General features: G+C 42.6%; 11 protein-coding genes. 4 read left to right on the forward strand and 7 right to left on the reverse strand.

Annotation, left to right across the window (positions count from 1 at the left end; all coding sequences use genetic code 11):
• Window positions 1-4: 4 nt before the first annotated feature.
• The 5 genes from C1E24_RS17235 to C1E24_RS17255 form a co-directional block, all read right to left on the reverse strand.
• On the reverse strand, window positions 5-1,063 hold the full coding sequence (locus C1E24_RS17235; protein ID WP_138483594.1) for a YHYH protein: 1,059 nt from the start codon (window positions 1,061-1,063) through the stop codon (window positions 5-7).
• A gap of 126 nt (window positions 1,064-1,189) precedes the next feature.
• On the reverse strand, window positions 1,190-2,527 hold the full coding sequence (locus tag C1E24_RS17240; RefSeq protein WP_138483596.1) for an NAD(P)/FAD-dependent oxidoreductase: 1,338 nt from the start codon (window positions 2,525-2,527) through the stop codon (window positions 1,190-1,192).
• Window positions 2,528-2,619: 92 nt separating this feature from the next.
• The gene (locus tag C1E24_RS17245; RefSeq protein WP_138483598.1) at window positions 2,620-3,927 is read right to left on the reverse strand and encodes a hypothetical protein; all 1,308 of its coding nucleotides are present in this window, start codon (window positions 3,925-3,927) and stop codon (window positions 2,620-2,622) included.
• A gap of 257 nt (window positions 3,928-4,184) precedes the next feature.
• Window positions 4,185-5,147 carry a collagenase gene (locus C1E24_RS17250; RefSeq protein ID WP_171040922.1) on the reverse strand — a complete coding sequence of 321 codons (963 nt, stop codon included), beginning with the start codon at window positions 5,145-5,147 and terminating at the stop codon, window positions 4,185-4,187.
• A 194-nt stretch (window positions 5,148-5,341) separates the two neighbouring features.
• On the reverse strand, window positions 5,342-6,487 hold the full coding sequence (locus tag C1E24_RS17255) for an alpha-hydroxy acid oxidase (RefSeq protein ID WP_138483602.1): 1,146 nt from the start codon (window positions 6,485-6,487) through the stop codon (window positions 5,342-5,344).
• A 347-nt stretch (window positions 6,488-6,834) separates the two neighbouring features.
• Here C1E24_RS17255 and C1E24_RS17260 point away from each other — a divergent pair, with 347 nt between their 5' ends.
• A complete protein-coding gene (locus C1E24_RS17260) occupies window positions 6,835-7,974 on the forward strand; it encodes a DcaP family trimeric outer membrane transporter (protein ID WP_138483603.1) in 1,140 nt (379 codons plus the stop codon).
• 58 nt (window positions 7,975-8,032) lie between these two features.
• Here C1E24_RS17260 and C1E24_RS17265 read toward each other — a convergent pair whose 3' ends face one another.
• The gene (locus C1E24_RS17265) at window positions 8,033-8,938 is read right to left on the reverse strand and encodes a LysR family transcriptional regulator (protein ID WP_138483605.1); all 906 of its coding nucleotides are present in this window, start codon (window positions 8,936-8,938) and stop codon (window positions 8,033-8,035) included.
• A 213-nt stretch (window positions 8,939-9,151) separates the two neighbouring features.
• On the opposite strand from C1E24_RS17265, the gene C1E24_RS17270 reads away from it, so the two are divergent.
• Together C1E24_RS17270 and dld are read left to right on the forward strand one after the other, a co-directional pair.
• Window positions 9,152-10,855, forward strand: a complete 1,704-nt coding sequence (locus C1E24_RS17270; RefSeq protein WP_138483607.1) for an L-lactate permease — start codon at window positions 9,152-9,154, stop codon at window positions 10,853-10,855.
• 13 nt (window positions 10,856-10,868) lie between these two features.
• Window positions 10,869-12,569: a D-lactate dehydrogenase gene (gene dld / locus C1E24_RS17275; protein ID WP_138483609.1), complete on the forward strand. Its 1,701-nt coding sequence runs from the start codon at window positions 10,869-10,871 to the stop codon at window positions 12,567-12,569.
• Between the two features lie 130 nt (window positions 12,570-12,699).
• Here the strand turns inward: dld and C1E24_RS17280 are convergent, their stop codons facing one another.
• Window positions 12,700-13,401 carry a hypothetical protein gene (locus C1E24_RS17280; RefSeq protein ID WP_138483611.1) on the reverse strand — a complete coding sequence of 234 codons (702 nt, stop codon included), beginning with the start codon at window positions 13,399-13,401 and terminating at the stop codon, window positions 12,700-12,702.
• A 128-nt stretch (window positions 13,402-13,529) separates the two neighbouring features.
• Between C1E24_RS17280 and C1E24_RS17285 the strand changes: the two genes are divergently transcribed.
• Window positions 13,530-13,790 (forward strand): DUF3081 domain-containing protein, encoded by a 261-nt coding sequence (locus tag C1E24_RS17285; protein WP_058029052.1) that lies wholly within the window; start codon window positions 13,530-13,532, stop codon window positions 13,788-13,790.
• Window positions 13,791-13,808: the final 18 nt, after the last annotated feature.

Genomic DNA, 13,808 nt, shown 5'->3' on the forward strand with positions numbered 1-13,808 from the left:
TTAACTAAAGTATGCCTTTTACACAGCGTTGAAAATACGGGTAAGAATCGGTGGCGTAGTAATGATAAATACCTTCAGGGAATTCAGGCGTTACACCAAAACGGCCATTACATTCGTCTAAATCTCCAGACCCTGCTACATATTGCCAGTCTTCGGTAAAAGTGCCCAATGGGTACACTTCAACAGATGGGCGACTGGCACTGATATTTTCAACCAACTGATAGCTGCTTGTGATTACTTTTATTGGCGAATTAGCATTGCCAGCTTCGCTAAAACCATATCGTGCGTAGATAGGAAAGCCGTCAGCCGCCCAGCCAATTAAAGTCATAGTTGTATTATTGCCGCCTCTGAGCGTTATAAATCCTTCCGGCATACCATGATAATGATAGGCACCACCTGGTTGCACATGGGCGTTATTGTCGTCAGTGCCGAAGTTGAAACTGGTTTGTCCCAGGGCTTCTATATGCCAATTCCCCTCATTGCCAATTAGATTACAGTTATTACCAGAATCATCACAGGTGCCAGCAGTATTGGCGTCAATTTTTACGCCATTTAAAACATAGCCAGTTGCACCGCGAGGGCCACCTAAGGTACTTGCCGATGTGCTTTCACTGGGGGTAAGTGTGTAAATGGTAGAGACGTTTTGCTCGCTGAGTTCATTGGGGTTATTAGCATTGGGGAATTGCCCGGTAGCATGATCCGGTAGGCCATTAGCCGTTAGTGTTCGATTACTGCCATCACATGACCACTGCGCGTTGCTGGTGGCTTGGACAGAAGCTGAATCATTGTATTCATTGTAATAATAATCACATAGTACGCCGTTGGTAGAGCCATTTATAGACGCAGCACCATTGTCTGTGCCGTTATTGGAAGAAGTGCTGTTGTCAGAGTCTGTAGAGCTATTAGAGTCACCTTGTGTAGAGTTACTACTCGTGTCGTCACTAGCTGATGAGTTGTCAGCTATGATTTCATTATTGCTGTCAGAACTACCGCAACCAAATAGTGTGAAAGTAGTTGCGAATAGAAGGAGATACTTAGGTGTTATGAGATTGGTCAGTTTCATCACAATCACTCCTATTAGTAAAGCTTTAATTGGATTATGAATTAACTGTAGGTTTCAATTGTGCAGCAAATGTGCACAAAGTGTCAGCCTTTTGCAAAGCCATAGACTGACACAAGAATTTATATGCTAACCAAGCTTATCTTTTAATTGAGCGTATTGATAATATCCCCATTGCCCAAATCGTCTAAGACTAGGAAAGGGTAAATAAGGCAGTGGTGTTCGATATAAAGGTAAGTTTGGTACTGTGACTCCCGCGATTTGTTGTGCCAGTCGATATGCGGCTTGTGCACTAAAAGAGACGCCTGCACCACAATACCCAAGCGTATAGCCAATATTTCCTTGCACAGTGACGTGAGGCATATCATCGAGCGCAGCCGCGATATAACCATGCCAATAATAGTCGTGACTGATATTACTGAGGGTTGGGAAGCAATCAGCGAGGCCTTTCTTTAGATTATTTAAATAGGTTGGCTTATTTTGGTCTTTGGCAAAAATTGCACCACGGCCGCCAAACAATAAGCGATTATCGGGTAATAAACGGTAATAGTATTTTAAGGTGCGCGTATCCATCGTCACTTGGTGGGTTTTTAGCCCTGAGCTTTGAAGTTGGTCTTGAGTAAGTGGGTTTGTCACCATTATGCTACTGAGAATAGGTAGATAGCGGTTATTAATAACTGGCGAAGTTACCTTACTGTTATAGGCGTTCCCGGAGATCACCAACTTTTTGGCTTGGATATTAAAGCCATTGGCTTTAAGGGTCACATGGCTACCTGTTTCATTAATATTGCTTGCGAGTGTATGCTCATATATTTTAACGCCAGCCTCCATGGCCATTTTTTTATAACCCAGCACAAGCTTAAGCGGGTGAATACCAAAGCCATCGGGTAAACGCATCGCGCCATAGGCTTGATGGTTATTCATGTAACCTGTTTTTAATTCTTCAACTGACACAAACTCGGCATCACTTGAAAGGTGTTTTTGTAAGAACTCTGCTTGCGCTTTAAGACCCGCGAAGGCCTGCTGATTATGCGCTATTTTTAGATAGCCTTTTGGTTGCGGGTCACAGGCTATCTGTTGGCTTTTAATCAGATCTTCAACCCGTTGTACCGCTTCTGTAAATTCGCCATAAATGCTTTGGCAAACATCCATGCCCCATTTGTTTGCCATTTGCGGATAACTTAAACGGCCTGAGCCTTTTAATACAAACCCCGCATTGCGTGCGCTGGCACCAAAACCAACTTGATTCGCTTCAAGCAATATACACTCTTGTTGATGCTCAGTTGCTAAGTAATAGGCGGTAAGTAAACCGCTAAAACCGCCGCCAATGATGACGACATCGCAATTTGTGTCAGACGTTAAAGTAGGTAGTAAGTTAGGCAATGATTGGGTGCTGGCCCAATAACTTGGAGCGAAAGCTTGGTTTTGGCAGTGTTGTGCGCTAATAGGGTCGTAATATTTACTCATGATTTATTGTTGTTTGAAGAATAAAAGCACTGAGCAGTGTATTACTTGAAAGAAGAGAAGTAAAAGGCCACAAATGTGGCCTTTATAAATGCTTAGTCTAGTGCTGCATCTAAATCTATATATACGTAATTACTAAATTTATCTTTTGTAATGTGCTTACCTTGGGCTCTTTCTTCTAATAAAGCATCAACGCTTTTCTTATCGGTAGGATTGCCAGCATAACCATATAAAAAGATATCAAGCTGCTCAAGAGTTGCGTTGCCTGTAGGTTCTGGGAATACAGAGCCAAATGATAGGTCAGGCACCTGTCCACTGATATAGCCTCTGATATTCATATCAAATCGTGTTTCGGCTGCATCATCAACTAAGAAGCTGAAATCAATTTCAGTATTTGTTAGGCGATCATCAACAGAACTAAAGTCATAGCTCAAGTCGCTGGCATTTGCAAAGGCCACAATATCGGCGCTGAGATCGGGTGATATGACAGGTAACTCAGTAAGTTCAAATGTGCCGTCATTTTTTATTCTACTTCGTGCTTGGCTTTGCATGCGAACGTTTACATCGCCCACATAGCTATCTTCGTCAAAATATTGTCTGTAAAAGTTATGCTCGGTTAATGTCGGGAAAATAAATACAGGTGTAAGTTGTTCAACTTGTCTAAATTGATAGAATTTAAATGCGTTTGTTTCTTCAAAATATCCTGCGGTCGTAATGTACTCTGTTCCTGCGCTGACTTGATGGTCTACCCAGACTCCTTGGTCGGTAAAGTCAGCATCAGTGAGCTTGATTGTTTTTGTATCTGTTGGTAAGGCTGTGATCGTTGCCTTGGCTTCATTTGAATCGTTTGCGACAACGGAGAAGTAAATGTCTTCATCAGTACATACTCTTACAGTGTCTGTAACAGGGCTAAAATAACCTGCATAGAGTGAGTAACCTGTTTGCGCATAAGAAAGTTCACTGGTGTCTAGTGTGTAAGTTTCACAGCCGCAATCAGATTTGAGCTGATTAAAATAAAACTTACCCAAATCGGTTCTGTTTTCTATATCTAAAACGGTGCGAATTTTTTTATACTCACCGTCATCAAACGCAACTTCATCACCTAATACTGAAACGTGTTTTGTGTCTTTTGGTATTTCACCAGAAAACATACCTTCAGCATTGGTTTTGGCTGTGCCTACAGGCTTACCTGCTTCGTTATGAAAAACGATATCGGTTGCATATGGCGTTTCTGTTTGGCAAGAGTATGTGTATGCCTGTAATGATATTTTTTGTAGTGGTGCTGTAACGCCACCGCTACCTGTGCCTTGAGATGGTTTATCATCACCAGATGAACCGCCGCCACACGCCGTTAAAGTAAGTGTTAATGCTGCCGCAAGAGGAGTGAGTAGATATTTTTTCATTACTTATCTTACATTTTGTTTTTATTGAATAAATTATCTCACTTTTGCATGTTTGGTGAAAGAATGGTGAGAATTTGGAATGTGATGAAATGTAAACAATGAATGAAAAGGCTAGGTGTTGTGGAGGCAGATTTTGATAAGAAAAATAAGGTGCAGAGTAGAGACCTAGGCAAACTGCACCTTATTGGATTGACACTTATAAAGTGTTACTTGGGTCAAAAGATGTTAACCAAGCTTAAGCAGGTAACTGCGTTAGCTTATTTGGTTGCGACCGTATCAAGCCAAGCATGAAAGTCAGCGTCCATGCTGGTACCCCAATTTTTTACGATTTTTTGATAGCGCGGGTAATCACCGCGGCGTACATGAAATAACATCTCTTCAACTTTATCGTGTTGTTTTTCCATCATGTAGCGCACAGCTAAATAGCCCCAGCGATAGATGCGGTCGGTATTCCAGTTCGCGCTGTTGTTATAAAACAATTCGCTCAGTTGATAGGTTTTCTCGCCGGCCAACGCAAGCGCTCGTGGGTTATTGTTCATGTGCGCAACATATTCACCTAGCCCTTCGCCCCACCAAATTAAATAAGGTGGCTCTGCAGCAGGTTCCGGGCAGTATTCCGGACCATAATGGTTATCATGAGGCGGTGCGCAGTAATCACCATAAGTATTAAAACGACCATCTAAATAGTGCACGAACTCATGGTTTAAGTTCCATACCGTACCCTTTTTCAAATAGGCCACGTACTCGGCACTGTTGTCTTCTAAATGTGGTAAACCTTCGAGGTACATGCCGCCATTATTAGACGGTACGTCAAAATGATCGGTGACATACCTTACGTAATCTTCACGACTGGCGTAAATATTGGCGCGCAACACATCATTGTTATCATGCAGCAGCGGTTTGCCACGCGTATTGAATAGAGAGTGAAAACGCTTTTCTGTTTCTAGCAGTAATTTACAAGAATCTTCAATGTTTTGCTGTGACATGGCTTGGAAGCGTAAGACCAAGTTATCAGCACAATAATGTTGATTTACAAGCACTTGGTTGATTTTCGCTTCATTGCGTTTCCAAGCTGGAATATAGACTTCACCTTCTTTAACGACATTGCCATATGCCAGTTTTACTTCACTGTAATCTACGACAGCGGCTGGTTGCTCTGTGGTTTGACAGCCTGCAAGCACGGCAAGCGATAGGACCGCAGTTATTATTTTTGCTTTCATTGCTTCAAGTATCCAAATGCTAAATGTGAATTTTGTATACATTATACTTATTTTGGTTCTGAATACAGCAAAGAAAGTCGATTATTTCGTTTTTTGTATTAATTCACATATTTAGAAACACAAAAAAGCCAACCGAAAAGGTTGGCTTGAGTTTCATAATGCAAGTATGACAACGTGTTATGAATTTTTTGAAACTACCTGAACCTTAAATTTTTCCGTGAAAGCTCAGAAATAGACTTACACCCCATTAGGCGCATATCTCGGATGAGCTCTTCTTGCATAAGTCCTAGTGCGCGTTCGACACCTGGCTGACCAGCAGCGGCAAGCGGGTATAAATACATACGACCAATGCCCACCGCTTTTGCGCCCAGTGAAAGCGCTTTTAAAACATGGGTGCCTCGTTGAATGCCGCTGTCGAAAAGCACATCAATTTTATCGCCGACGGCATCGACGATTTCAGCCAATTGATCGAATGAGCTGCGAGCGCCATCGAGTTGGCGACCGCCATGATTGGAGATCACAATACCCGTGCAGCCAATATCAACTGCACGTTTTGCATCTTCAACGGTCATAATGCCTTTTAGGCAGAACTGGCCATCCCAAAACTTAACCATTTCGGCTACGTCGTCCCAGTTCATGGTTGGGTCTAGCATATTTGTGAAGTAGTCACCAATAGAGCTGGTGCTGCTACCCATTTTTATGTGGGCATCAAGTTGCGGCAGGCTAAATTTTTCGTGGAATACGTAGTTCAGCCCCCACATTGGTTTAATGGCGAACTGGATCAAGCCTGCCAGTGTTAAACGAAACGGAATTGAAAACCCCGTGCGCAAATCCCGTTCACGGTTGCCACCTGTGATTGAATCAACAGTTAGCATCATCACTTCTACACCTGCCGCTTTGGCACGCTCCATCATGGCGCGGTTTAGCCCTCGGTCTTTATGAAAGTAAAATTGATAAACCTGCGGAGTTGAGGTTTGCTGGGCAATCTCTTCCAAACTGACGGTGCCAAGAGAGGACACGCCAAACATGGTGCCGTATTTCTCAGCGGCACCCGCAGTTGCGCGCTCGCCTTGATGGTGAAACAGTCTTTGCAGCGCGGTGGGTGAGCAATACACAGGCATGTCGAGTTTTTGGCCCATGACAGTGACAGATAAATCAATATCTTCGACTCCCGTCAGTACGCTTGGTAGTAAATCACATTCTTCAAACGCCTCTGTATTGCGACGATAAGTGGTCTCATCGTCAGCGCCACCATCGATGTAATTAAAAATTGGCCCGGGCAAGCGTTGCTTTGCCAGTTTTCTAAAGTCTTGAAAGTTGTAGCATTGATTAAGGCGCATAACAGGTGTCCTAAGTGTTATCAGAAGTATGAGCACTGCTGTGTTTTGCGAAGTGTATGGCTGAAAACCACCAAGCGTTAATAGCAATAATAGAAAAGCATTTTTGCCAAATTGGCAACCTAACTATGTTAAATGGTTTAACACACAGCTGAATAGAATGCGCGACCCTTACTTAATCTTCGATAAAGACTCGGTTTAATGTTAATGATTTGCTAAACCTGCTCATCAGGAGATTTCTCTATTTTGCGCCTTTTGGAAAAAGTCTTTGGCTTTATGTCCATTTATCGAAAGGTTAGCTGCCCGTAAATTTTCATCCATAACAATAAACCTAAATTGAGGAGTGCGTGGTGAAACAGCTATCAAGTAAAGTCGTTTTAGGCATCAGCTACGGTATAGGTGCATGTGCACTGAGCCTGGCATCACAAGCGCAGGCTGTAGAAATACTGAACGTTAAACAGGGTGAAAAGCAAACTAAGGTGGCAATTGGCGGTTACGGTAAGGTCGATATTCGTCATGTCTCTGGAGATGTGGCTTACCAAGATTATTGGTTAGCAAATTTTCCAGGAGGTGCGGCACAAGACACCTCACATACGGCATTTAATGTTAAAGAGTCTCGAGTGAATTTAACTGTGCAGCATGGCGACATTAAAGGCTTTGTTGAAGTGGATTTCTATGGCGGCGGCGGTAACGAAGTGGTAAGTAATTCATCAAATCCACGCTTAAGACATTTATATATTCAGTATAAGAACTGGATGGCAGGTCAAAACTGGACCACCTTTATGCCACTACATGCACTGCCAGAGTCACTTGATTTCGGTGGCCCACATGCCGGTGAGGTCTTTATTCGTCAAACTCAACTGAGATACACCCATGGTGCTTGGCAGTTTGCCATTGAAAACCCAGAGACTAATGGTGACGGAGATGTCGGCAGCAGTGTCAGTGGCGTAGGCGTGACTGGTGCTCAGGCAGATAGAGATGAATCGCTACCAGACTTTATTGCCCGTTATAACCATAAAGCGGATTGGGGCATGGTATCTGTGGCTGGACTGTTACGTAAAGTTGACCAAGGCGGTCTAGATAAAACGGCGACTGCATTTAACATTGCGGCAAAAATTAACACCATTGGCAAAGATGATTTACGTTTTCAGTTAACCAGCGGAGATGCTGGACGTTATGTTGCAGCTGGCATTACTCCTGACATAGTCACCGCAGAGGGTAAGCAAACAGCCGAAGTTGAAAGTACGGTGGCCTTTGCGATTGCATATAGACACTTTTGGACGCCAAAGTTACGTTCATCGGTGTTTTACGGCAGTGCCTCAACAGATGTACTTGAGCGCAAGCGCAGTCATTTTGGCGCGAACTTGATCACCAGTTACAACGAATACTTAGATTTAGGAGTTGAGCTAGGTAACTTTAGTGTTGACGACGAACGCATGCAGAACATTGATTCAAATTACTTACAATTCAGTGCCAAGCTAAAATTTTAACTAAAGTTTTTAATTAAAAGCTCTATAAATTTGTTTAAAGTAAAAAGAGTATCTTCATTTAATGAAGATATTCTTTTTTTGCTAAATACGCGTCACGAAGATGCTCTACGAGTAGATTAAGCTTTTTATCTGGCTGGCGAGATTTTGGATAGACCGCATACACACCTAGCTCTTTTGCTGTGTAATCAGCTAGCAAAGATACTAATCTGCCTGACATTAAATCATCATGAACCAGTGCGCGAGGTAAATACGCAATACCAAAGCTGGTTGCGGCTGCATCGCGAATGGCCGCAAGGCTATTGGTATAAAAGCGACCTTGTACTTGTACGTTTGCCTCTACGCCATCTTGTTGGAATAGCCAGTTATCAGGGCCAACGCCTTCGTATTTGTAAATCAAACATTCATGGTTCAGTAGGTCATTTGGTTTATGAGGAATACCATGCTGATTCAAGTAGCTTGGGCTGGCACATACAATCCACTGGGAATCTATAAGTCTTCTTGCTACCAAAGAGGAGTCTTCAAGAAAAGCGGTTCTGATGGCTAAATCAAAGCCTTCATCAAGAATATTGACCAATCGATTACTGACATGCAGTTCAACCTCAACATCAGGGTAGAGTTGGCAAAACTCAGCAATGGCTTTACTCAGTAATAGATTGGCTGAGACAGATGGCACGGTCACGCGTATTTTACCGCGCACAGCATCACCATAGCCTGTCACTGTGTCTTGTGCATCTTGCAATGCTTGTTTGGCCAAGCGCGCTTTACCGTAGAGGGCTTGTCCTGCATCGGTTAAGCTGAGTTTGCGCGTTGTACGATACAATAATTGTACATTTAAGGCTTTTTCTAAGCGGCTGATCCGCTTGCTTACCACAGAATTGGTCATCTCTAGTTTTTCAGCGAGTTTAGAAAACGAGCCTTCATCAACGACTTGAACAAACAAGAAAATATCATCAGATTTAACCATAAATACACCTAACAGCCTCTTTCAATAATATTGATTATGTCAAAAAAGGAAAAAAACATTCTCTTTAATGAATATATATTAATAGTTAACAGAGTTGTACATTTCTATAAATTTTGTTTACTCGATGCTTATGTATCAATAATTAAATAAATCACCAATAAGCACGTTGTGGGTAAGTAAAACAATAAAAACTGGACAACAAGAGAAAGTAATATGAACGAATTAACATTAGGTGTATTGGCTTTATTGCCAATTGCATTAGCAGCTCTGCTGCTGGTGGGCCTGAGTTGGCCTGCGAAAAAAGCCATGCCTGTGGTATTGGCAACGACTGCCGCACTGGCGCTCTTTGTATGGGATATGTCAACTAATCGCGTGTTAGCGTCAATTCTACAAGGTTTGGGGATCACCTTCTCTATCTTGTGGATAGTTTTTGGCGCAATTTTTTTATTGAATATGCTAAAGCATACTGGGGCCATTGGCGTCATCCGTGAAGGCTTTATGCACGTCTCGCCCGATAGACGTGTTCAAGCAATTGTGATTGCATGGTGCTTCGGCACGTTTATAGAAGGCGCCTCTGGCTTTGGTACGCCAGCGGCAATTGCCGCGCCATTATTGGTTGCAATCGGCTTTCCAGCTTTAGCAGCGGTGTTAATGGGCATGATGATCCAAAGTACGCCAGTCTCTTTTGGTGCTGTGGGCACACCTATTATCATCGGTGTAAATAAAGGGTTAGATACCACAGCAATTTCTGAACAGCTTGCGACTCAAGGCTGGACGTGGGAGCAATATCTGCAGCTCATTACCACCAATGTTTCAATTATTCATGCCATTGTGGGCACTGTGATGCCGTTATTTATGGTGATGATGCTGACACGTTTTTTTGGACAAAACAAAAGCTGGAAAGAAGGTCTTGAGGTGTTACCGTTTGCTATTTTTGCAGGTTGTGCCTTCACCGTGCCTTATGCATTAACTGGGGTTTTTCTCGGTCCTGAATTTCCATCGCTCCTTGGCGGTTTAGTGAGTATTGCCATTGTTGTTACCGCCGCGAAAAAAGGGGTTTTAGTGCCTAAAACACAATGGGATTTTGCGAATAAAGAGACTTGGCCTAAACAGTGGTTAGGCAACCTAGAGATTAAAGCTGAAAACATCAGCGGTAGTCGTTCAATGTCTATTGTCGTGGCTTGGGTACCTTACCTAATTGTTGCGGCTTTATTGGTATGTTCTCGTGTATTTACAGAGTTTAAAGGACTTTTAACTGGCTTCAATATCAGCATCAGTAATATTCTCGGTGAAACTGGGATAAGCGCTTCTTTTGCCCCTTTATATTTGCCAGGTGGATTAATGGTGATTGCTGCTTTGGTTGCGCTCATTTTACAAGGTCAGTCGGGTCAAAAAGGTCAAATCGTGCGAAATGCATTTGGTGAATCGACTAAAACCGTGATCAGTGCAGGCTTTGTTTTAATGTTTACTGTGCCAATGGTCCGCCTATTTATTAATTCAGGTGTAAACCTATCCGATTTACCTAGTATGCCAATGGCCTGTGCCCAAATGTTTGCCACTTGGTTTGGTGAGGCTTTTCCCCTTGTAAGCCCTACCATTGGCGCACTAGGTGCCTTTATTGCAGGCTCTAATACCGTATCAAATATGATGTTTAGTCAATTTCAGTTTGAAGCGGCAATGAGTTTAGGGCTATCGCCTGCATTAATCATCGCAGCACAAGCTGTGGGGGCTGCGGCAGGTAACATGATTGCCATTCATAATGTGGTCGCGGCAAGTGCAACAGTTGGCTTATTGGGTCAAGAAGGGGCCACACTCAGACGCACAATTGTGCCAACCTTATATTATGTTTTGGCGTCAGGCGCTTTAGTTATGACTGCCTTATATGTTTTGAATATTGCAGGACCGTTAAGTCATTAAAATGGAGAAGAATATGAACAACCAGCAGCTATTGGCCGCTTTAAGCAAAGTGTTAGGCAGCGAGAACATACAAACTCAAGCCAATAAAACCCAGCACTACAGAACGGGCTGGCGCTCGGGTGGCGGTAGTGCGCTGGCTGTTCTATTTCCGCAAAACTTATTGGCATTTTGGCATGCGCTAGAACTCTGTGTCGAAGCTGACTGCATAATGATAATGCAAGCGGCGAATACTGGTTTAACCGAAGGGTCAACGCCTTCGAGTGACGGCTATGATAGAGACATCGTGATCTTTAACACTTTGGCGATGGATGACTTAGTGGTGCTAGAGCAGGGTAAACAAGTGTTGAGCTTTCCGGGTACTACGTTACATAAGTTAGAAAAAACCTTGAAGCCTTTGGCAAGAGCGCCGCACTCGGTGATTGGCTCTTCTTGTTTAGGGGCATCGATTGTTGGCGGAGTGGCAAACAACTCAGGTGGGGCATTGGTAAAGCGTGGGCCAGCTTATACTGAGTTGTCACTCTTTGCCCGCGTAGATGAAAAAGGCCAATTGCATTTAGTGAATCACTTAGGCATTGAATTGGGTGAAACGCCAGAAGAGATCTTAAAGAACCTGATGTCGGGTAACTTCGCTCATAACTACCTGGTTACCGATAAAAAAGCCAGTGCGACTGACTATGAAGGTTTATTGCGCGATGTAAATGCCGATACGCCGAGTCGTTTTAATGCTGATACCTCAAAACTTTATGAGGCCAGTGGCTGTGCAGGTAAAATAGCTGTGTTTGCTGTGCGCCTAGATACCTTTGAAGTACCGAATCAAGAACAGACATTCTATATTGGTACCAATGACCCTAAAACTTTAAGCGATTTAAGACGTCACATATTATCTGAATTTCAAAATTTGCCAGAGGTGGGGGAATACCTGCACCGCGAAATCTTCGATATCGCAGAAAAATATGGCAAAGATACTTTTTTAAGCATTCAACATTTAGGCACAGATAGATTACCTAAGTTGTTTGCCTTAAAAGGGCGGTTGGATGCGACTTTTAAAAAGTGGCGCTTTATGCCAAGCAATTTCACCGACAAGGTGATGCAGTTGGCAAGCTACTTATTCCCACAGCATTTACCTAAGCGCATGCTCGAATTTAGAGATAATTATGAGCATCACTTAATCTTAAAAATGAGTGATGGTGGTATTGCCGAAGCCAAACAATTTCTCAAGTCATACTTTACTCAAAACCCGCAAGCGGGCGGGTATTTTGAATGTACGTCCGATGAAGCCAGTAAGGCATATTTACAACGTTTTGCAGCGGCAGGTGCTGCTATTCGCTATCAAGCATTACATGAAGATAAAGTGGGAGACATTTTAGCGCTCGATATTGCCCTACGTAGAAATGACTTTGATTGGGTTGAGCAGTTACCAGAAGACATTGCAAGTCAGGTCGATAAGCGCCTTTATTATGGGCATTTCTTCTGCCATGTATTTCACCAAGACTATGTACTGAAAAAAGGTGCGGATGCTAAGAAAGTGAAAGCGCAAATGTTGGCACTACTTGATTCTCGAGGTGCTAAGTACCCGGCTGAGCACAATGTCGGTCATCTTTATGAAGCCGAAGAAGATGTAAAGGCATTTTATCGCTCATTAGACCCGACCAACCGCTTTAACCCTGGGGTGGGTAAGATGGAAAAGCATAAACGAAATTGTTCATGTTGTTGATTTTCTGAAGCGCTTTTTTGGAGCTCGAGTTTATACCAATCCTCTAAATTAAATATTAATAGGGTTTGGTACCACGGCAGCCGTCGCATTAGGCTGCCTTTTTTATTATTTAGCCTAAAACTTGGTTTTATCATTCAAGACGTTGATAGTTTGTGTAGCTATCTTTTGAGGTTTCGTTAAGCTCCATGAAGCCGGCGAAGGTGCCGCGCATCGTCATTTCTGCACTTATCGGCAGAACTTGTTCTGACACTTCAGTGAAGGTTAACACCATCTTAAATTGATCTATGTTTGTCATTGCCATAGGGCTGAATTTATCTAAGTTCGTGATGATGATGTGCTTAATTAAGTGATTTTTTGGCGAGACGATTAATGTGCCTTTTAACTTACCAATGGCGTCATCACCGAGTTTTGGGATGTTAACCTCAAAACTTGCCGTAATCGCTTCGTTTGTTGAATTGAGTAACTGTAATGAATCTAAAGTAATGAGCTGTTCAAGTTTAATGCTGAAGGTTTTCTTGTCTTTATTTCGTTGTTTGATAAAAGCGCGTTTTTGTTTGTCGGTCGCAGGCTTCTTATCTTTCGTGAGTAGTTGCCATTTTTGATCCTCGGGAAGTGCACCATTAAATGCAGCTGTATAGTCTGTGATTTCTCCTTCTTCGTTCTCAAAGCTGTGTAGCTCAAACGCCCACTTTGTTTTGTCGACGTTTTTAATTCTCTGGATCGCATTCTGAACGACAGATTTTAAGTGTGACGCTTCAAATTGTGCTGCATTGGTTTGATTGCTTAAAAATAACAACCAAATAAGTAGTAAAAGTTGAAAGATAGTTCGCATGGCTTTGCTCCTTAATTTTACTTGATGGTCGCAAGTCAGGTGTGAAAACAATGTGAAAGCAAAATAAGACTAAACTTAATGTCTGTGTAAGACGTAAAAATGAGTGATGAATGCAATAAGGTCGGCATATGAAGAATAATTTAGAGTCAAAACATATTTTGCGTGTATATGAGCATATTCAACAACATGGTGAGCCATACGAACAGGGCAAGCATTTAGAAGGGATCACGGCATTCTCAGATATTGATGGTTACACCATATACTTGCAGGGTAATGGGGTGTTGCTCCGTTTTGGGTTTCATAACAAATATGACCTTGAATACGAGCACAGTAAATTAAAAGAAGAGTTTCTGAAAAAGCTGGATGTAATTGCCAAGCAGTTTCAGTAAAACCAAAAAGGAAATTAA

This window comes from Pseudoalteromonas phenolica (genome assembly GCF_005876835.1).
GTDB lineage: Bacteria > Pseudomonadota > Gammaproteobacteria > Enterobacterales > Alteromonadaceae > Pseudoalteromonas > Pseudoalteromonas phenolica_B.